The following is an 18,492-nucleotide window of genomic DNA, read 5'->3' on the forward strand; positions in this document are numbered from 1 at the left end:
GGCGATCTTTCCGAAAAACAAGGGAGTGGGGCGAGTGTGGCGCGGCGCCCTCCAGCAATACAGCCGGCAGGGCGCGAATCACTTTCAAAGAAAATGGAACGATGACCCGCATCGCCGACCTCGAACTGCTGGTGCGCGCGGCCGAACTCGGCAGCCTCACGGCCGCTGCCCGCGCGCTCGACTGGTCGCCCGCCGCCGCCAGCGCCGCCGTCAAGCGCATGGAGGCGCAATGGGGCGTGCCGCTGTTCGTGCGCAGCACGCGCAGCCTGCGGCCCTCGGCCGAGGGCGAACGGCTGCTGCCGCATGTGCGCCAGGCCCTGCAGGCCCTGCAGCACGCGCGCGACGCGGCGCAGGCCCAGCACCAGGCCCTGCAGGGCGAACTCCAACTGGCCCTGCCGTCCGACCTGGGCCGCCATGTGCTGCTGCCCTGGCTGGAGGCGTTCCAGCAGCGCCATCCGCAGCTGGCGCTGCGCCTGCACCTGGCCGACCGCAACAGCGACCTGCTCCGCACCCCCATCGACCTGGCGATCCGCTATGGCGCACCCGACGCGGCCACGCAGGTGGCGCTGCCGCTGGCGCCCGACAACCGGCGCGTGCTGGTGGCTTCGCCGGGCTATCTCGCGCAGCAGGGCAGCCCGGCCACGCCAGACGATCTGGGCAGGCGCGAGGCGCTGCGCTTCATGCTGGGCGGCGAGCTGCCGGCCAGCTGGCCGCTGCAGGTGGAGGGCGCCTGGCTGCAGGTGCCGGTGCAGGGCCGCCGCTCCGCCAACGACGGCGAGGTCGTCAAGCGCTGGGCCCTGGCGGGCCTGGGCATCGCCTACAAGTCCTGGCTGGACGTGGCGGGCGAACTCGCGGCCGGCCGGCTCGTGCATGTGAACCCGCACTGGCTCGGCGAACCCTCGCCGCTGGCCCTGGTGGTGCCGGCCCGCCGGCAGCTGACGCCGGCAGTGCGCAGCCTGCGCGACTGGCTGCACCAGCGCTTCGCCGCGATGGCGAAGGGCGAGGTTCCCTGAGGCTCAGCGCCTGAAGGGCTGGCCGCTCAACTGGTAGCCGGCCTTGATGCCCTTCTTGGCGAACCAGCCCTGGTTCATCTCGAGCACGAAGCGCACCGGCTTGGCCGAGCAGTGCGAATCGGTGGTCTGCGGCTTCATGTCCACCAGGTTCACGATCACACCGGCATCGTCGACGAAGGCCGCGGTGAGCGGCAGCAGCGTGTTCTTCATCCAGAAGCACTGCACGCCGGCTTCCTCGAACTCGAACAGCATGCCCTCGTGCTGCGGCATCTCCTTGCGGTTCATGAGACCGATCTGGCGCTGCAGCGGCGTGGTCGCCAGCTGCACGTCCAGGTGGTGCATGCCCGCTGCGAGCTGGGTGCGCGGCAGGTCGAGTTGCGGCCCTTCCTGGGCCAGGCCGGCGCCCGCGAAGCTGGCGAACAACAGGGGGGCGAGCAGGCGAAGAAACAGACGCATGACGGCGTTCTCTCGGTGGCGGCAAAACGGCCATTCTTCCACGCCGTGCCGTCGCCTGCGCGCCTGGGCGGGCGCAGGGCCGAAGGCTAGAATCGCCGCGCCTTTCGTCCGGTGCGAAGACCGTTGCGCACCGCGTCCCAGACCTCGAAGCCTGCGCCGGAGTTTCTCCCACCATGTCCCAGCACATCGCGCCGCCCACCCGCGGCCAGAAGATCACGCTCAACGCCGACCTGTCGCTGAACGTACCCGACGAGCCCATCATCCCGTTCATCGAGGGCGATGGCGTGGGCCGCGACATCACGCCGGTCATGCGCAAGGTGGTCGATGCGGCCGTGGCCAAGGCCTATGGCGGTGCGCGCCAGATCCAGTGGATGGAGGTCTATGCCGGTGAGAAGGCCACACGCCTGTACGGTGCCGACACCTGGCTGCCCGAGGAAACCGTGGCCGCCGTGCGCGAGCATGTGGTGGCCATCAAGGGCCCGCTGACCACGCCCGTGGGCGGCGGCATCCGCTCGCTGAACGTCAAGCTGCGCCAGCTGCTGGACCTGTACGTCTGCCTGCGTCCGGTGCGCTACTTCAAGGGCGTGCCCTCGCCGCTCAAGGAGCCCGAGAAGACCGACATGGTCACCTTCCGCGAGAACTCCGAGGACATCTACGCCAGCATCGAGTTCGCCGCCCAGACGCCCGAGGCCATCAAGCTCATCGACTTCCTGCGCAAGGAGCTGGGCGTGACGACCATCCGCTTCCCCGAGACCTCGGGCATCGGCGTCAAGCCGGTCTCGCGCGAGGGCACGGAACGCCTGGTGCGCAGGGCGCTCCAGTACGCCATCGACCACAAGCGCGACAGCGTGACGCTGGTGCACAAGGGCAACATCATGAAGTTCACCGAAGGTGCCTTCCGTGACTGGGGCTATGCGCTGGCGCAGAAGGAGTTCGGCGCCGAGCGCATCGACGACAGCCTGTGGTGCCGCTTCAAGAACCCCGACACCGGCAAGTGGATCATGGTCAAGGACGTGATCGCCGACGCCTTCCTGCAGCAGATCCTGATGCGCCCGGCCGAGTACGACGTGATCGCCACGCTCAACCTGAACGGCGACTACATCTCCGATGCGCTGGCGGCGCAGGTCGGCGGCATGGGCATCGCGCCCGGCGCCAACATGTCCGACACCGTGGCGCTGTTCGAGGCCACGCACGGCACGGCGCCCAAGTACGCCGACAAGGACTACGTGAACCCCGGCTCGCTGATCCTGTCAGCCGAGATGATGCTGCGCCACATGGGCTGGAAGGAAGCGGCCGACCTCGTCATCCACGCGATGGAGCAGGCCGTGCTGTCCAAGAAGGTGACCTACGACTTCGCGCGGCTCATGGACGGGGCCACGCAGGTCTCGTGCTCGGGCTTCGGCCAGGTGATGGTCGAGCAGATGTAGGAAAGCCGCCTCGCGGCGGCTTCTGTTCAGGGCAAGGGGCGATCAGACTTCGCCGCCGAGCTGCTCGCCATGGCGGACCATCTCGCTGGCCTCGGACCGCACGAGTTCGCGCGGGCGCAGGCTGTAGGCCTCGGCCTGGACCTGTGCATTGCCGACCTCGCCGTCCACCGGGGTGGTCCCCATGCGCTCGGCCAGGTGGTAGCGCGCCTGGACCTCGTCGCGAGTGGTGACGCTGGAGGCGTTGTCGATGTCGGGCGCGTGGACGACTTCGCCGTCGAAGAAGCCGGCGGCATGGCCGGGTGCGGCGGCAAAGCCAGCGGCGGCGATCAGGGCGGCGGTCAGAAGCTTGCGGTGCATGCGGATTCCTTTCAGTGGACGGACGCTGCGGCGCGTGGATGCAGTGCGGACCCCATGTCCGCGCCTGCCGCGCCGCTCTGGAGGTGTCGTTCGTCGATGGCTTCACTGTGCCCCGCAGGGCGGGGTGCAGGTATCGGCCGATGCTGCGGCGCAGCGTCGGTGCATGGCCTACGCATGCACCGGGCCGCCAGGTCAGCCGGTGCGCAGTTCGCGCGCGTCGCGCGCCGGACTCTTTCCGAACGCCCGGGCGTACTCCCGGTTGAACTGCGAGGCGCTCTGGTAGCCGACGCTGTGGGCGGCCTGCTCGGCGCTGACGGCCGCGGTGACCAGCATCCGGCGGGCTTCCAGCAGGCGCAGCTGCTTCTGGTATTGCAGCGGGCTCATGTTCGTCACCGCCTTGAAGTGGGCATTGAGCGACGACAAGCTCATGTTGCCCGCGCGCGCCACGTCGGCCATGTCCAGCGGCTCCTTGTAGCGCTGGCGCAGCCAGTCGATGGCCAGGCCGATGCGTTGCGACTGCGTACCCGGCGTCACGAACTGCGCCAGCTTCCAGCCATCGTCGGCGGCCAGCAGCCAGTACATGATCTCGCGCTGGACCAAGGGCGCCAGGCGCGGGATGTGCTGTGGCGTGTCGAGCAGGCGGCACAGCCGCAGCACGGCCTCCAGCAGCTGCTCGCCGGTGTTTGCGCTGTAGATGCCGCGGGGCGCGCCGCCTGCGGTCCTGCCCGGGGCCGCGACCGGGCCGCCGCCTTCCAGCAGCAGCGAGGCGAGCGTGTCCGGGTCCAGGTCGATCCACACGCACAGGTAGGGCCGCTCAGCGGACGCTTCGACGATCTGGCCTGCCACCGGGATGTGGTGCGAGGCGACGAGGTGGTGCGACGGGTCGTATTCCACCCGCCCATCGCCCACCAGCAGCTGCTTGCGTCCCTGTGCCAGGAGGCACACGGCCGGCTCGTAGAGGACATGCGTGACGGTGGAGGCCTGCGACGCGCGGATGAGCCGCAGCTTCGGCACCGGCGTGGCGTGCACGCCGTCGTGCGGCGCGAACACCTCGACCCAGCGCGCCAGCTCTGCCAGGCAGGCCGACCGGCGCAGCACGTCGCCCTGCGGGGGCGCGGCACGGGGCATGGGCGAAGGCGCGGACGGCATCGGAAAAGCATAGCAGTGCGGAGCACCTTGCCGTGCCGCGGGCCGCAGGCGGACGACCTTGCCGCCGTTCATGCGGCCACCCCGCTCGCGCCTGCGCCGCTGGCCTCGTGCGTGGCCATCAGCAGCCGGTCCGCCGTCAGCGGGAATTCGCGCAAACGCACGCCCGTGGCATGGAAGACTGCGTTCGCCACCGCGGCGCCGCTGCCGCACACGCCGAGCTCGCCCACGCCCTTGATGCCCATGGTGTTGGCGGCGTCGTCGAAGTCTTCCAGCAGCACGGCCTCGATGGCGGGCACATCCGCGTGGGTCGGCACCAGGTACTCGCCCAGGTCGCGGTTGAGCATGTGGCCGGAGCGCGGATCCAGGTGCCCCGCCTCGTGCAGCGCCGAGCCGATGCCCCAGGCCATGCCGCCGATCAGCTGCGAGCGCGCAGTCTTGGGGTTCAGGATGCGGCCTGCCGCGAACACGCCGAGCATGCGCCGCACGCGGACCTCGCAGGTGTCCGCGTCCACGCCCACCTCCGCGAAGGTGGCGCCGTAGGTGTGCTGCGAGAACAGGCGGTAGCGCGGGTCGTCGCCCTGGCCGGCGATGCTGCCCTCGGCTTGCAGGCCGACGGGATAGCGCACCTTGCCGTCCGCGCCGCCGGGCTGGCGCGACGCCGCGCGTGCCTTGGCCTTGAGCGCCTCGCAGGCCCGCGCCAGGGCCACGCTGGTGTTGGCCGCGCCCCAGGAGCCGCCCGAGCCGCCGCTGACCGGCAGGTCGCTGCGGGCCAGTTGCACGTCGATCTGCGCCAGCGGCAGGCCCAGGCTCTCGGCCGCCACCTGCGCCAGGATGGTGTAGGTGCCCGTGCCGATGTCGGTCATGTCGGAGAGCACCTGGACGCGGCCGTCCGCGCCCACGCGCACGACCACGCGCGTCGCGCCCTGGAAGTGGATGCGGATGGCCGACGCCACGCCCCAGCCGACCTGCCAGCGGCCATCGCGCTGCGACGCCGGGCGCGCCGGCCGCTGCGACCAGCCGAAGCGCTCGGCGCCGGCGACGAGGCAGTCGGCCAGCTTGCGGCCGGACAGCGGCACGCCGCGTTCCGGGTCGACGGCCGTGTCGTTGTAGAGGCGCAGCGCCACCGGGTCGATGCCGAGCTGGAAGGCCAGTTCGTCCACCGCGGCCTCGACCGCCAGCAGCCCGGGCAGCTCGCCGGGGCCGCGCACCGGCTCGGGCAGCATCCGGTCGAGCACCACCACGCGGTGGCTGGTGGCGCGGTGCGGTGCCGCGTAGAGCGAGCGCGTCACGGTGGCGGTCTGCTCGGTGAACTCCTCGCCGGGGCTGCCCTGCATGCGCACGGCGTGGCCGATGCCCATGAGCCGCCCGTCGCGGGTGGCGGCCAGACGCACCCGCTGCACGGTCTCGGGCCGTCCGCCGACCATGGACGCCATCTGCCGGCGCGTCAGCGCCACCCGCACGGGGCGCCCCAGGGCGCGTGTGGCGATGGCCGCGCAGACGATCTCCGCGTGGGTCGAGAGCTTGGAGCCGAAGCCGCCGCCGACGAAGGCCGCATCGATGTGGATGGCGTCCACCGGGATGCCCAGCGTGGCGGCGATGGACAGGCGCGTGGTGCTGATGCGCTGCAGGCTGGCCCAGACATGCAGCGTGCCATCCTTCCACGCAGCGACGCAGGCGTGCGGCTCCATGGCATGGGCGGCCTGCCAGGACGTGCTGTAGCTGTGGTCCAGCGTCACCGGGGCATCGGCCATGGCGCGGTCCAGGTCGCCGACCGCCGTGTCGTTGGCAAAGCCCGCGTTGGCGCGCGCCGGCGCATAGCCGGGCTGGGCGTCGACCGCGAAGCTGCCGCCTTCGCTGGCGTAGTCGATCTGCAGCAGTGCCGCCGCCGCCTGCGCCTGCGCCAGCGTGTCGGCCACCACCAGTGCCACGGGCTGCCCGGCGTAGCCGATGCGGTCGCCGACGAACACCGGCCGCGCCCGCGCGAACTGCGACGCCACCGTGGTGTCGACCGCGCCCTGTGCCGGCACGTTGCGGTGCGTGACGACGAGCGCCACGCCGGGTGCGCGTTCGGCGCGGGCCGTGTCGATGCCGGTGATGCGGCCGCGGCCGATGGCCGAACCGACGACGACGCCGCTGAGCGGCACGCCGGCCTCGCGGCGGTCCAGCGTGTAGCGGGCGCGGCCCGTGACCTTCAGGGGGCCGTCCGCGCGGTCGATGGCCTGGCCGATCATGCTGGTTCTCCCTGGGCCTGGGCGAGGCCGGCTTGCAGCACGCGCTGGACGAGCGGCAGCTTGTAGGCGTTCTGCGCGGTCGGCCTGGCGCCCTGCAGCACCGCCTCGGCGATGTCGCCCGCCGCAGCGCCTGCCAGCCGCTCCGCGGCCTCGACCCGCCACGGCGCGTGCGCGAGGCCGCCGAAGGCCATGCGCAGCGGCCGCATCCGGCCGCCTTCGCGCTGGGCCACGAAGGCCATCGACACGTTCGCAAAGGCATAGGAGGCGCGGTCGCGCACCTTGCGGTAGATGTGCACGCCGCCCAGCGGCGCGGGCAGCGTCACGGCCGTGATGAGCTCGCCCGGCAGCAGCGTGGTTTCCCTGTGCGGCGTGTCGCCGGGGGGTGCGTAGAGCGCGGCGATGGGGATGGTCCGCCGCTGCCCGTCGGGGTTCGCGGTTTCCACCTGCGCGTCGAGTGCGCGCATCGCCACCGCCATGTCCGAGGGATGGGTGGCGATGCAATGCGCGCTCGCACCGAGGATGGCGTGGTTGCGCGTCTGGCCGCCGATGGCGGAGCAGCCGCTGCCCGGGCTGCGCTTGTTGCAGGGCAGGGCGGTCTCGTAGAAGTAGGGGCAGCGCGTGCGCTGCAGCAGGTTGCCGGCCGTGGTCGCCTTGTTGCGCAGCTGGCCCGATGCACCCGCCACGATGGCGCGGCTCAGCACGGCATAGCCGCGGCGCACCCGCGCATCGGACGCCAGCTCGGTGTTGCGCACCAGCGCGCCGATGCGCAGCCCGCCCGCCGGTGTCGGCGTGATCTGGTCCAGGCCGATGCGGTTGACATCCACGAGGTGCATGGGCGTCTCGATGTGCAGCTTCATGAGGTCCAGCAGATTGGTGCCGCCGGCGATGAACCTGGCACCCGGCACGGCTGCGACGGCGGCCACGGCTTCCTCGACGGAGCCGGCGCGTTGGTAGGTGAAGGGCTTCATGTGCGGGCTCCTGCCGCGTCGCGGATGGCCGCGACGATGTTGGGGTAAGCCGCGCAGCGGCACAGGTTGCCGGCCATGCGTTCGCGCACTTCGGCGTCGGAGAACCGCACCTGCATGAGGTCTGCGGTGGCATGGCTGGGCACGCCTTGCCGGATCTCCTGCAGCATCGCGACGGACGAGCAGATCTGCCCTGGCGTGCAGAAGCCGCACTGGAAGCCGTCGTGCCGCACGAACGCGGCCTGCATGGGGTGCAGCGCCTCGGGCGTGCCCAGCCCTTCGATCGTGGTGATGCTGTCGCCCTCGTGCATCACCGCCAGCGTGAGGCAGCTGTTGATGCGCCGGCCGTTGACGAGCACGGTGCAGGCGCCGCACTGCCCATGGTCGCAGCCCTTCTTGCTGCCGGTCAGGTCGAGCTGGTCGCGCAGCGCGTCCAGCAGGGTCACGCACGGGTCGAGCGTGAGGCTGCGGCCTGCGCCGTTGACGGTCATCTGCACCGTGGTGGCGCCGGGCGCGGCGGGTTGCGCTGCGGCATCGCCTGCGGCGGAGGATGCAACGGCCTGCGTCGCCAGCGTTGCCGCGCCAGCGCCCGCGGCGGCGCTGGCGGCCAGAAAGCCGCGGCGCGAGACCGCCGCGCATGCGGAAGTCGGGCCGCCGCACGGGGTGCCGGGCTGTTCCGGCATGGGTGGGGTGTGGTGGTGGGGCATGGGCTTCAATGTAGGCAGCGGTGCCGCGCCCGGGTTGCCCGATCCCGCAGGAGTCTTGCCTGCTTCGCCAGACGTGGCAAAGAGCGGGCTGCGGGAGTGCGCGGCTCTGCAGCCAGGCCGCGCTAGCGGCAGATGCCGAACGGCCCGCGGTCGAAGTGGAAGTGGTCGGCGTGGGCCTGGTTGTAGCCCGGCCCGAGCGCGCCGGTGAACAGCCCGCAGCCGCCTTGGTGCAGCGATTGCAGGAACTGCCCGGCCGGCCCGGGGCGGCTCCAGTCGCGCGCCACGGTGATGCGGCGGCCGTCCTGCAGCACGAAGCCGGCCAGGTCCACCGCATTCGCCGTGGCATGCTCGCTGCGCCGGCCGGCACCTGCCACGTTGCGGCAGGCGTAGCTGCCGTAGTGCTCGATGCTGCGCACCGGCATGCCGAACCACAGCGCGGCCTGCGGCTGCATGACATGGCGCTCCCACAGCGCCAGCGAGGCGGCCGCCTGGCATGTGAGCGCCAGCGGCGGGCCGATGGCCACGGCCGTGCGCTGCACCTGGATGGCGTCGTGCATGCCGCAGCCCGGGCCGGTCTCACGGTCGGGGATGGGTGCAAAGCGCCACGGCGTGCTGGCCATCAGCGCCAGGCAGGCCTCGGGCTGCTGTGCGAGGCGCTGCAGCTTGTAGCGCGTCAGCCAGTTGGGCGGCTCCGCATAGTGCAACGGCGCCCATGGGTTGTGGCGGTCTGGCAGCGTCCAGTAGCGGCCGTACGACACGGCCCCAGCCAGGCCGGCGCATGCCAGCACGGCCAGCAACCACTTCATGCGTGGCCCCTGGCCTTCAGCGCCGACCGAACGGCGCCTGCCCGCGCCAGTAGCGCATCACCAGCCAGCCGCCCAGCAGCCCGCCCAGGTGGGCGAAGTGCGCCACGCCGCTGGCGCTGCCGGTCACGCCCAGCGTGAGTTCGATGGCGCCGTAGAGCATCACGAAGACCCAGGCCGGCATCGGGATCGGCGGCAGCAGCGGCGTGATGCGGCGCTGCGGGAACACCATGGCAAAGCCCATCAGCAGGCCGAACAGGCCGCCCGAGGCGCCCACGGTGGGGGCCATGCTGCCCGTCATGCCGGTGACCAGCAGTTGCGCCAGCGCGGCCGTGCCCACGCTGGCGGCATAGAACACGGCCAGCCGGCGCGAACCCCAGACGCGCTCGAGCTCGCCGCCGAACATCCACAGCCCGTACATGTTGAAGGCCAGGTGCATGAGGCTGCCGTGCAGGAAGGCATAGCTCGCCACCTGCCAGGGCATGAACATGCCCGACTCCAGCGGCCACAGCGCGAACCAGGCCAGGATGTCGCCGCCCAGCAGCATCTGGAGCACGAACACGCCGATGTTGGCGATGAGCAGGTTCTGGATCAGTGGTGGCATGCGGGCATGCTATGCGAGCCGGCTTGGCCGTCCGCCGGCTACGGGTTTGGCGCGCTCAGTAGCTGTCCGAGCGGCCCGCCGCGGCAGCTTGGTCGCGCCATTGGGCGGCGGTGTTGTCGGCACCGTTGCGCAGCAGCAGCATGTCCATGGCCACGGCCACGAACTGCGCGCCCTGGGCGATGCAGGCCCGGGCGCGCTCGGCATCGGCCATCAGGATGCCGGGGGCCTTGCCGGCGCGGCGGATGCGCCGGATGGCGTCGTCGATGGCGGCGTCCACCTCGGGGTGGCGCGGCTTGCCCGGGTGGCCCATGCTGGCCGACAGGTCGGCCGGGCCGATGAAGATGCCGTCGATGCCATCGATGGCGGCGATCGCCTCGATCTGCGCCAGCGCCTCGCGCGTCTCCACCTGCACCAGCAGGCAGATCTCCTCGTGCGCATGGTCCACGTAGCCGGCCGTGCGGCCGAAGTTGGTGGCGCGCGTGGAGCCGCCCATGCCGCGCACGCCGGCCGGCGCGTAGCGCGTGGCGCGCACGGCCGCCTGGGCCTCGTCGGCGTTCTGCACGAAAGGCAGCAGCAGGCTGCGCGCGCCGATGTCCAGGTAGCGCTTGATCAGCACAGTGTCGTTCCAGGCCGGGCGCACCACGGCCTCCATGGGCGCGGCACCGGCCGCGGGCACGGCCGAGGCCACGGCCTGCAGCTGGTTCAGCATCAGCGGCACGTCGCTCGGGGTGTGCTCGGTGTCCAGCAGGCCCCAGTCGTAGCCGCTGCCGGCGATGAGTTCGGTGGCGTAGGGCGAGGCCAGCGTGGACCAGATGCCGATCTGCGTGCGGCCTTCGCGCAGCGCGCGTTTGAAGAGGTTGGGTTGCAAGCGATTCACTCCAGTGTTCAAAGATGCTAAGTCAGCTGCCATGCGCAAGATCGGCACGCAAGCAAAGGGTCAGAAGGCCGCGGAGCAGGCCACGCCAGTGCACCCGCGGGGCCGGCTCTGCCGGACCGCTGGGGAGGCCTTGCAGGCCGCGCCGGGCCAGTGGCCCGGCTCCTCGCCAGGCACAAAAGGTCCACTGGACCTTTTGTGTCCGGGCTCGGCCCCTTGAGGGGGATGGGATGTCTACACGAAGTGAGACATCCAAACGGGGTGGTCTACTCAATCTTGATGTTGCCGGCCTTGACGACCTTGCTCCATTTGGCGACCTCGTCGTCGACGAAGCGCTGGGCGTCGGCCGGGCTGCCGGGCACGGCGGTGTTGCCGGTGGCGGCGAAGCGCTCGCGCACCTCGGGCAGCGCGAGGATGCCCTGCAGCTCGCGGTTCAGGCGCTCGACCAGGGCGGCGGGCAAGCCCGCGGGGCCGGCCAGGCCGGTCCAGGACTGCGCCACGACCTCGGCTTGGCCGGCCTCGGCCATGGTCGGCAGATCGGGCAGAAGGGTGTTGCGCTCGGGGCTGGTCACGGCCAGGCCGCGCAGCTTGCCGCCGCGCACCTGGGCGCCGGCCGAGGTCGCGTTGACGAACAGCAGGTCCACCTGGCCGCCGATCAGGTCGGTGATGGCCGGCGCGTCACCTTTGTAGGGCACGGCGTTGAAGTCGATGCCGGCAGCCTGCTTAAGCAGTTCCATCGACATGTGGCCCGACGAGCCGATGCCGGTCAGCGCGAAGTTGATCGAGCGCGGCTTGGCCTTGGACAGCGCCACCACGTCGGCCACGCTCTTGCCCTGGAAGGCCGGCGAGGCCAGCAGCACGTTGCCGGCGCGCGTGACCATGCCGATGTGGGTGAAGTCCTTGCGCGCGTCGTACTTCACGTTCGGGTTCACGAGCTGGTTGATCGCATGCGTGCCCGGGCCGGTGACCACCAGCGTGTAGCCGTCGGCCGCGGCGCGCGCCACCTGCTCGGAGCCCAGCGAGCCGTTCACGCCGGGCCGGTTCTCCACCACCACGGGCTGGCCGAGCCGGCGCGACAGCTGGTCGCAGACCAGGCGTCCGATCACGTCGGTCTGGCCGCCGGGCGGGAACGGAACGATGACGGTGATGGGCTTGGCCGGCCAGGCGGCCTGGGCCATCAGCGCGGGCGCGGCGGTGGCGGCGAGCAGCAGTGCGAGGGCGCTGCGGCGGTGGCGCGAAGGGGTGCGTTCGTGCATGCGGGGAATCTCCTGGGTCGTTGTGGGTCGGCGGATGCCGCTGCGCGACCATACCCCAAGGATTCGGCCCAAGGGTTCAAGGGGCGATGCGGTGCAGCCGCTCGGCCAGCGTCGCACGCGAGAGCTCGCCGATGCGCGCGTCCACGAGCCGGCCCTCGCGGTCGAAGAAGTAGGTCGTCGGCAGCGCCCGGTGGCCGAAGGCCTGGCCGGCACTGGCCTTGGGGTCGAACAGCAGGTGATGCAACTGCAGCTGCTGGCCGGCCAGGTACTGCAGCACGCGCGCGGCGCTTTCGCCCTGGTTGGCGAAGACCACGTGCACGTCGGCCCGCTCGGCCTGCAGCTGCTGCAGCACCGGCATCTCACGCCGGCAGGGCGGGCACCAGGTGGCCCACAGGTTCAGCACCACGGGCTTGCCGCGGAAGGAGCGCAGGTCTACCGTGCGGCCGTCCACGGCCACCAGCAGCAGCGCCGGCAGGCTGCGCTGCTGCTGGAGGCCATGCCATTGCAATGCCAGCGTGCCCGCCAGCCACAGGCCGGTGGCCGCGGCCAGCGCGCGCAGCACGGGTCGGCGTTCGGGCCGGCGCACCGGCAGCAGCACGGCCGTGGCGAGCCAGCCGCCGACGATGCCGGCCACCGGGCTCCAGCCGCCGTCGCGGATGTCCAGCGCCGACAGCGGCGCGGCGAGGTAGGCCTCGCGGTAGTTCCAGACGAAGGCCAGCCGTGCGCACAGCAGCGCGGCCAGCAGCACGCCCCACAGCCGCGGCTCGGTGTCCACGCCCAGCGGCCGCGCCAGGCGGCGGGCCAGCCAGAACGCCAGCAGCGTGCTGGCCAACACCAGCAGCACCGGTGCCGGCAGCACCACCGGGCCGAGCTGCAGGCTCACTGGTGCACCCTTCGGCCTGCGGCCTGTCCCGCCAGGCGGGAGCGCGCTTGCTGGGGGCGGCCCGTCGCGGCGCTCATCTCCATGCAGGCGGGTGGCTGCCGGGCGGCATGGAGGGATGGCGGTAGCCCACCGTGGCGCGGCCCAGCTGCATGGCCGGCCGCACGGCACGGAGCTGGCCGAAGCCCGAGCCGCTGGTTTCGAGGAAGGGCGTGCGGTCCGGCATCGGCACCTGCAGCCCGCCCGGCACGCGGCCCAGGCCGCGCAGCCAGTGCCCGGTCTGCGCCAGCGAGACCTGCACGTGCCAGCTGCCGCCTTCGCGCTGCTGGCGCCACAGCGCGGCCGCGGCGCCGAAGGCCATCAGGAAGCCCGATGCCTCGTCGAGGATCTGCATGGGCATGGGCCGCGGTTGGCCGTCGCCCGCGGCTTCGCCCTCGGCCTGGTTGAAGCCCATGGCCGTCTGCACCAGCGAGTCGAAGCCGCGCCGCGCGGCCCAGGGGCCTTGCGCGCCATAGGCCGTCAGCGAGACACAGACCAGTCCGGGGCGCAGCGCGGCCAGCGCTTCGGGCCCGAATCCCAGTGCGGCCAGGCCGCCGGGCCGGTAGCCCTGCGAGAACACATGGGCCTCGGCCAGCAATGCGCGCAGCTGTGCCTGCCCGGTGTCGGTGCGCAGGTCGACCTGGGCCGAGCGCTTGCCCCGGCTGGTGTCGGCGATGGCGGCGATGTTGGGCAGGTGCGGGCTGTTCACGAGCAGCACCTCGGCGCCCAGCGCGGCCAGCGCGCGGCCACCGACCGGGCCGGCCAGGATGCGCGTGAGGTCGAGCACGCGCAGGCCGTCCAGCGGCAACGCGTCCGCCTGCAGGGGCGGCAGGGCCCGCGGCGGCGCGTCGCCGATGCGCGTGAGGGTGAACAGCGGCTGGGCGGCGATGGCCTGCGCCTGCGGCGTGGCGTCCCACTGGTCGAAGCTGCGCAGCGCGGTGGCGACGAGGCCGCGTTCGGCCGTGGCCTGCTCGAAGTCCAGCGCGCGCCAGCCCGCCAGCGCACGCTCTGCATCGCTGCGCTGGGCGGTGGACGGGTCCAGCCCCAGCAGGCGCAGCGCGCCCTCGCGGTGGTGGGCGAAGTTGGCGTGCAGGCGCACATGGCCGTCGGCGCAGCGGTACAGGCCGGAGAAGGCGTCCCAGAGGTCTGGCGCCTGGCCGTCCAGGCTGAACCAGCCGGTGCATTCCAACGCCGCATGCGCCATGTCCACGGCCACGCGCTGGCGGGCCACGCCGCGTGCGTGGCCGAGTTCGGCAGCGGCCAGCGCCGCGGCCGCCATGCTGGCCTGGGCGGCGGTGCCCACTGCGAAGGAGGAGGGGACGACCGGCTCCTGGCCGGTCAGCTGCAGTTCGGCCAGCGCGGCCTCGGGCAGGCCGGCCCCGGCCCAGATGGCGGCGACGGTTCGGGTGCTGTCCATGCCGGCCTCACAGCTGGCGCCGCAGCGCCGCGAAGAACAGTTCGGACTGCAGCCGCTCGCCCAGCGTCTGTTCGCACACGCGCGCCACCAGGTCGGGGTCGGCGCGCCGCAGCGGCCGGCCGGTGGACTGGGCCAGCACCTGGGCCATGCAGGCGCGCTCCAGGTAGTACAGGTCGTCGTAGGTGTGGTCGATGCGCGCGCCGCAGACCACCACGCCGTGGTTGGCCAGGAAGGCCACGTCGGCACCCTGCATGGCGCGTGCGATGCGCTCGCCCTCGGCGTTGTCCAGCGCCAGGCCGTTGTAGCGCGGGTCCAGCGCCACGCGGCCGTGGAAGCGCATGGCGTTCTGCGACAGGCAGCTGTCCAGCATGCCATCCTCGGTCAGCGTCAGCGCGGTGGCGTAGGGCATGTGGGTGTGCAGCACCACGGCCTGGCCGCACAGGCGGTGGATGGCGGCGTGGATGAACATGGCGGTGGGCTCTACCGCATGGCGGCCGGCCAGGCGCTCGCCATGGGCATCGACCATGACCACGTCGTCGGCCTGCACCTCGGACCACAGCAGGCCGCGGGGGTTCAGCAGGAAGCGGCCGCTGGCGTCGGGCAACTCCACGCTGAAGTGGTTGCAGACGCCTTCGGCCAGGCCGTGGTGGGCGGCGGCGCGCAGGGCCAGCGCCAGGTCCTCTCGCAGGGTGGTGACGGCCGGGCTGTTGAAATCGTTGGAATGCATGGGGACTCCGGTGGATGGCGCGGCCATTCTTGCAGGGCTTCGCCCGGGCTGCCGGTAGGCGTCTTCCACGCGGATGGCCTGTCGTCCGACAGGGCCGCCGCCGGCCCCCGCCCAGACTGGCGGCAACCACCGGAGGCCGCCATGAACATCCGCGAGAAACTGCAGGAACTCAGCATCTACGTGCCCGAAGCCGCGCAGCGCTACCGGCCCGGCAAGGGCTGCCTGGTCTGGCTGCCGGCCGAGGCCGAGGACGGATCGGCCGCGCTGTTCCTGATGCCCGTCACGCGCGAGCAGTACGAAGGGCTCATGGCGGCAGGCCTGGTCGGCAACGCCGGCTGGCATGTGGAGCAGCCCTATGTCGAGCCGCAGGCGCGCTGAGCGCGGGCTGCGCCGGGCGCTGCCCTGGGCCGTCGCGCTGGTGCTGGCCGGATGCGGCAGCTGGAACAAGCCCGGCGCCACGCCGGACCAGCTGGAGGCCGACAAGGCAGCCTGCGGCGCCGAGGCCGCCAAGGCCTGGCCACCACGCCAGATGACGGCGCCGAGCTGGCCGACCGAGGCGGACCGCAAGTGCACCGACATCTACGGACAGGGCCCCTGCGCGCCGCTGGTCCAGCCGCCGGGTGCCTCCACCGACCTCAACGCCGGCGCGCGCAGCGCCGCCTTCGACCGCTGCCTGCAGTCCAGGGGCTACCGCTTCTCGTCCGGGTGAGCAGCGGGCAGCCTCAGGCGGCAACGGCCTTGCGCTTGCAGGCCTCCTCCAGTGCGGCGAACAGCGCACCCGTCTCGTAGGGCTTGCGCAGCACCGTGGCCGAGAACTCCTGCAGGTTCTCGGCGTAGCCCGTGCTGACGACGATGGCGATGCCGGGACGCTCGGCCGCGCACCAGCGCGCCAGGTCCACGCCGTTCATGCGGCCCGGCATCACGACGTCGGTGAACAGGATGTCGAAGGCGTTGCCGGCCTGCAGCACCCCCAGCGCTTCGTCTGCCGTGGCGCAGCGGCGCACCGCATAGCCTTCCTCCTCGAGCGCGGAGGCGACCATGGCCGAGACCAGCTTGTCGTCCTCGACCATCAGGATGCGCACGCCCGCCATGGGCGCGGGCGGCGCGGCCTGCGGCACAACGGCCGCAGCGTCGGGCCGCGCGGTCGCGACGGGCAGGTACAGGCGGATGCGCGTGCCCACGCCGAGATGGCTGGACAGGCCGATGTCGCCGCCGGACTGCTTGGCGAAGGCATGCACCTGGGCCAGCCCGATCCCGCTGCCCGAGCCCACGGGCTTGGTCGTGAAGTAGGGTTCGAACGCGCGGGCGCGGACCTCCTCGCTCATGCCGCTGCCCGTGTCGGCCACCTCCACGCGCACGAAGCGTCCCGGACCCAGGTGCGCGGTCTCCTCGGCCTGCGCCTCCTGGGCGGCGATGTCGATGTGGCCGCCGGCCGGCATCGCGTCGCGCGCGTTGAAGACCAGGTTGAGCAGCGCCATCTCGAACTGCACGGCGTCCACATGGACGGCGGGCAGCCCGGGCTCCAGCGAGGTGCTCAACACGATCGCCTCGCCGACGGCGGTGCGCGTGAGTTCCTGGCTCTTGAGCACCACGTCCGGAATGCTGACGGCGGTGGGTTCCAGCAACTGCACCCGGCCGAACGTCATGAGCTGCTTGACGAGGTCGCGCGCCTTGGCGACGGCGCGCACGGCGCCGTCCAGCGTGCGCCGCTCCGGCCCGTCGGTCACGCGGCGCAGCAACAGGTGGTGCGCGGTGACGATGGTCTGCAGCAGGTTGTTGAAGTCATGCGCGACACCGGCCGTCAGGCGCCCCACGAGTTCGAGCTTCTGGCTCTGTAGCAGCTGGGCCTGGGCATCCTGGGCGTGGGTCACGGCCTCGCGCACACGGCGCTCCAGCGTGGCATTGGACGCCTGGGCGCGTAGGCCGGCTTCGTGCAGGGCGCCGGCGATCTGGTCCACCTCGGAAACGCCGGTCAGCAGCCGCGGCGGCACGCGGTGGTGCGCCAGGTCGCCGGCCGCGCTCTGCAAGGCGTCGACGGTGCGCCCGATCTTGCGCATGCCGCTCAGCGCCAGCAGGAGACCGAAGGCCAGCAGCAGCGCCGCCGCGCCCACGGCCTTGGCCGAGGCCTGCTGCGCCGCGGCCTCGAGCGCACTCATCGGCACGGAGACGATGACGGACCAGCCATAGGCGTTGGGCGGCGAGAGGTAGGTCATGGAGCGCACGCCGTCCAGCGTGGTCGACTCCGCAAAACCCGTGCCGCCGGACAGGATGCGCTGCTTGAACGCAGGCGAAGCCGAGACGCCGAACCATTTCCCCGGGTCGCGGCTGCGCGCCATGATCACCTGCTCGCTGTCGACCACGGCCGCGAGCGCCTGGAACGGCCCCGGGTTGGCGTCCAGCGCCTGCTGCAGGACGGCCGGCTCGAACGCCACGCCCACGTTGTAGTGCTGCGGCACCATGCCCGGTACCGGCACGAAAACGGTGATGGCCGGCGTCCTCGCCACGGGGGCCTTGGCGACGAAGAGCACCTTGGGCCCGGTCTCGGCCAGCGCCAGCGGCTTGGCGCGTGGCACGCGCGGGCCCGGGTACGGCGCCCTGGTGTTGAGGATCTGCGCCCCGGTGTCGACCAGCAGGGCCCAGGAGTCCGCGCCGGCCGTCGCGCTGCGCGCTTCCTCGTGCAGGCGCGCGAAGTCACCGTTGCGTGCCTCACCGGACGATGCCAGGGCCTGGGCCAGCACCGTGCGCCGGTCGAGCTCGCGCTCCACGGTGGTGGACACGCGCAGCCCGTACTCCTGCACCTGCCGCCGCGTGCCGGCGACCTGCTCGTTGTGCGTGTACCAGGTGAGCATGCCGAAGCCGGCCGCGGCGGGCAGCCAGACGGCAATGACCAGCAACAGCAGGCGCTTTCGGATGCTCATTTCTGGAGACGGGTGGTGTCCTTTTCGGCGGGTCGCATTATGGGAGCTTGGCGGCTCCCTGCGCCGCCATCGTCCCGCCGCTGCGCAATGGCGGTCGGCCCCGGCTGACGCTGGACCGGTTCAGGGACCGCGCCGGCGCGCAGCCGGCAGGACGCCGCTGGAACGCCGGTCGGCTCAGACCACCATGCTGGCGTACACCAGCACCACCAGGGCGGTGAACGCCAGGCGCAGCAGGCGGCCAGCTGCGTTGGCCTGCACGGCCGCATGCCAGTGCTGCGGTGCCCAGGCCCAGGCGCCTGTGGCGCCGAGCAGGGCGAGGAAAGCGAGGACCTGCCAGGGCATCCAGAGCACGGGCTCAGGCACCGAGCCGCACGTCTGCGCGGTTCAGGGGACGCGTCTCGATCCAATGGCTGTCGGGACCGTGGGCGGCCAGGGCCTCGGCCAGACGGGCCTTGAGGAACCAGCGGTTCATCTGGCTGGCTTCCATCCATTGGCAATCGAAACGCCGGCCATCGGGGGATGGGAGTTCCGCGGGGCGCGAGATGCGTATTTGTTGCATGGTGTGACATAGCGTAACGAAGCGCAGCCTGTGCGGCCTGTGCTCCGGTTCCGATGCTCGGTGTAGGACCGCGCTGACAGCCGCGAACGCCAGCGCACTGCCCATTCAAG

20 protein-coding genes are annotated in these 18,492 nt (G+C 72.0%); 4 read left to right on the forward strand and 16 right to left on the reverse strand.

The genetic code is table 11. The annotated features are described in order from the left end of the window. The first annotated feature begins 101 nt into the window (after positions 1-101). The gene (locus DES41_RS11970; RefSeq protein ID WP_114467887.1) at positions 102-1,013 is read left to right on the forward strand and encodes a LysR family transcriptional regulator; all 912 of its coding nucleotides are present in this window, start codon (positions 102-104) and stop codon (positions 1,011-1,013) included. A 3-nt stretch (positions 1,014-1,016) separates the two neighbouring features. Here the strand turns inward: DES41_RS11970 and DES41_RS11975 are convergent, their stop codons facing one another. After that, entirely contained in the window at positions 1,017-1,469 is a 453-nt protein-coding gene (locus DES41_RS11975) for a DUF192 domain-containing protein (protein WP_114468390.1), read from the reverse strand. A 173-nt stretch (positions 1,470-1,642) separates the two neighbouring features. Here DES41_RS11975 and icd point away from each other — a divergent pair, with 173 nt between their 5' ends. Then, entirely contained in the window at positions 1,643-2,896 is a 1,254-nt protein-coding gene (gene icd / locus DES41_RS11980; protein WP_114467888.1) for an NADP-dependent isocitrate dehydrogenase, read from the forward strand. Positions 2,897-2,938: 42 nt separating this feature from the next. On the opposite strand, the gene DES41_RS11985 is transcribed toward icd, so the two are convergent. The 12 genes from DES41_RS11985 to DES41_RS12040 all read right to left on the reverse strand — a co-directional run bounded on the left by DES41_RS11985 (position 2,939) and on the right by DES41_RS12040 (position 14,905). Beyond that, complete coding sequence (locus tag DES41_RS11985; RefSeq protein ID WP_114467889.1) at positions 2,939-3,253, reverse strand: hypothetical protein; 315 nt, start codon at positions 3,251-3,253, stop codon at positions 2,939-2,941. A gap of 192 nt (positions 3,254-3,445) precedes the next feature. Further along, positions 3,446-4,381: an AraC family transcriptional regulator gene (locus tag DES41_RS11990; RefSeq protein ID WP_114468391.1), complete on the reverse strand. Its 936-nt coding sequence runs from the start codon at positions 4,379-4,381 to the stop codon at positions 3,446-3,448. Between the two features lie 89 nt (positions 4,382-4,470). Beyond that, on the reverse strand, positions 4,471-6,633 hold the full coding sequence (locus DES41_RS11995) for a xanthine dehydrogenase family protein molybdopterin-binding subunit (protein ID WP_114467890.1): 2,163 nt from the start codon (positions 6,631-6,633) through the stop codon (positions 4,471-4,473). Further along, positions 6,630-7,601 carry an FAD binding domain-containing protein gene (locus tag DES41_RS12000; protein ID WP_114467891.1) on the reverse strand — a complete coding sequence of 324 codons (972 nt, stop codon included), beginning with the start codon at positions 7,599-7,601 and terminating at the stop codon, positions 6,630-6,632. Before DES41_RS12000 ends, DES41_RS11995 begins: the two co-directional genes overlap by 4 nt. Continuing rightward, positions 7,598-8,281, reverse strand: coding sequence for a 2Fe-2S iron-sulfur cluster-binding protein (locus tag DES41_RS12005; protein ID WP_114467892.1), 684 nt, complete (start codon positions 8,279-8,281; stop codon positions 7,598-7,600). Before DES41_RS12005 ends, DES41_RS12000 begins: the two co-directional genes overlap by 4 nt. Positions 8,282-8,427: 146 nt before the next feature. Beyond that, entirely contained in the window at positions 8,428-9,111 is a 684-nt protein-coding gene (locus tag DES41_RS12010) for an extensin-like domain-containing protein (RefSeq protein ID WP_114467893.1), read from the reverse strand. A 16-nt stretch (positions 9,112-9,127) separates the two neighbouring features. Next, positions 9,128-9,712, reverse strand: a complete 585-nt coding sequence (locus DES41_RS12015) for a rhomboid family intramembrane serine protease (RefSeq protein ID WP_114467894.1) — start codon at positions 9,710-9,712, stop codon at positions 9,128-9,130. Positions 9,713-9,767: 55 nt separating this feature from the next. Continuing rightward, complete coding sequence (locus DES41_RS12020) at positions 9,768-10,589, reverse strand: HpcH/HpaI aldolase family protein (RefSeq protein WP_114467895.1); 822 nt, start codon at positions 10,587-10,589, stop codon at positions 9,768-9,770. 263 nt (positions 10,590-10,852) lie between these two features. Beyond that, positions 10,853-11,842: a Bug family tripartite tricarboxylate transporter substrate binding protein gene (locus tag DES41_RS12025; RefSeq protein WP_114467896.1), complete on the reverse strand. Its 990-nt coding sequence runs from the start codon at positions 11,840-11,842 to the stop codon at positions 10,853-10,855. A 76-nt stretch (positions 11,843-11,918) separates the two neighbouring features. Continuing rightward, positions 11,919-12,725, reverse strand: a complete 807-nt coding sequence (locus DES41_RS12030) for a TlpA disulfide reductase family protein (RefSeq protein ID WP_114467897.1) — start codon at positions 12,723-12,725, stop codon at positions 11,919-11,921. Positions 12,726-12,798: 73 nt separating this feature from the next. Continuing rightward, the gene (locus DES41_RS12035; protein ID WP_114467898.1) at positions 12,799-14,178 is read right to left on the reverse strand and encodes a CoA transferase; all 1,380 of its coding nucleotides are present in this window, start codon (positions 14,176-14,178) and stop codon (positions 12,799-12,801) included. Between the two features lie 7 nt (positions 14,179-14,185). After that, a complete protein-coding gene (locus DES41_RS12040; RefSeq protein ID WP_114467899.1) occupies positions 14,186-14,905 on the reverse strand; it encodes an aldolase in 720 nt (239 codons plus the stop codon). A gap of 141 nt (positions 14,906-15,046) precedes the next feature. On the opposite strand from DES41_RS12040, the gene DES41_RS12045 reads away from it, so the two are divergent. Both DES41_RS12045 and DES41_RS12050 read left to right on the forward strand, forming a co-directional pair. Next, the gene (locus DES41_RS12045) at positions 15,047-15,283 is read left to right on the forward strand and encodes a hypothetical protein (RefSeq protein WP_114467900.1); all 237 of its coding nucleotides are present in this window, start codon (positions 15,047-15,049) and stop codon (positions 15,281-15,283) included. After that, positions 15,261-15,614, forward strand: coding sequence for a hypothetical protein (locus DES41_RS12050; protein WP_114467901.1), 354 nt, complete (start codon positions 15,261-15,263; stop codon positions 15,612-15,614). The genes DES41_RS12045 and DES41_RS12050 overlap by 23 nt, the downstream gene beginning before the upstream one ends. Positions 15,615-15,627: 13 nt before the next feature. On the opposite strand, the gene DES41_RS12055 is transcribed toward DES41_RS12050, so the two are convergent. From DES41_RS12055 to DES41_RS38735, 3 genes are all read right to left on the reverse strand, one after another. Beyond that, entirely contained in the window at positions 15,628-17,823 is a 2,196-nt protein-coding gene (locus DES41_RS12055) for an ATP-binding protein (protein ID WP_114467902.1), read from the reverse strand. Between the two features lie 174 nt (positions 17,824-17,997). Beyond that, on the reverse strand, positions 17,998-18,165 hold the full coding sequence (locus DES41_RS38365; protein ID WP_211332962.1) for a hypothetical protein: 168 nt from the start codon (positions 18,163-18,165) through the stop codon (positions 17,998-18,000). Positions 18,166-18,178: 13 nt separating this feature from the next. After that, positions 18,179-18,382 carry a hypothetical protein gene (locus DES41_RS38735; protein ID WP_147282840.1) on the reverse strand — a complete coding sequence of 68 codons (204 nt, stop codon included), beginning with the start codon at positions 18,380-18,382 and terminating at the stop codon, positions 18,179-18,181. Positions 18,383-18,492: the final 110 nt, after the last annotated feature.

The sequence above is a fragment of the Pseudorhodoferax soli genome (assembly GCF_003337555.1).
Taxonomy (GTDB): domain Bacteria; phylum Pseudomonadota; class Gammaproteobacteria; order Burkholderiales; family Burkholderiaceae_C; genus Pseudorhodoferax; species Pseudorhodoferax soli.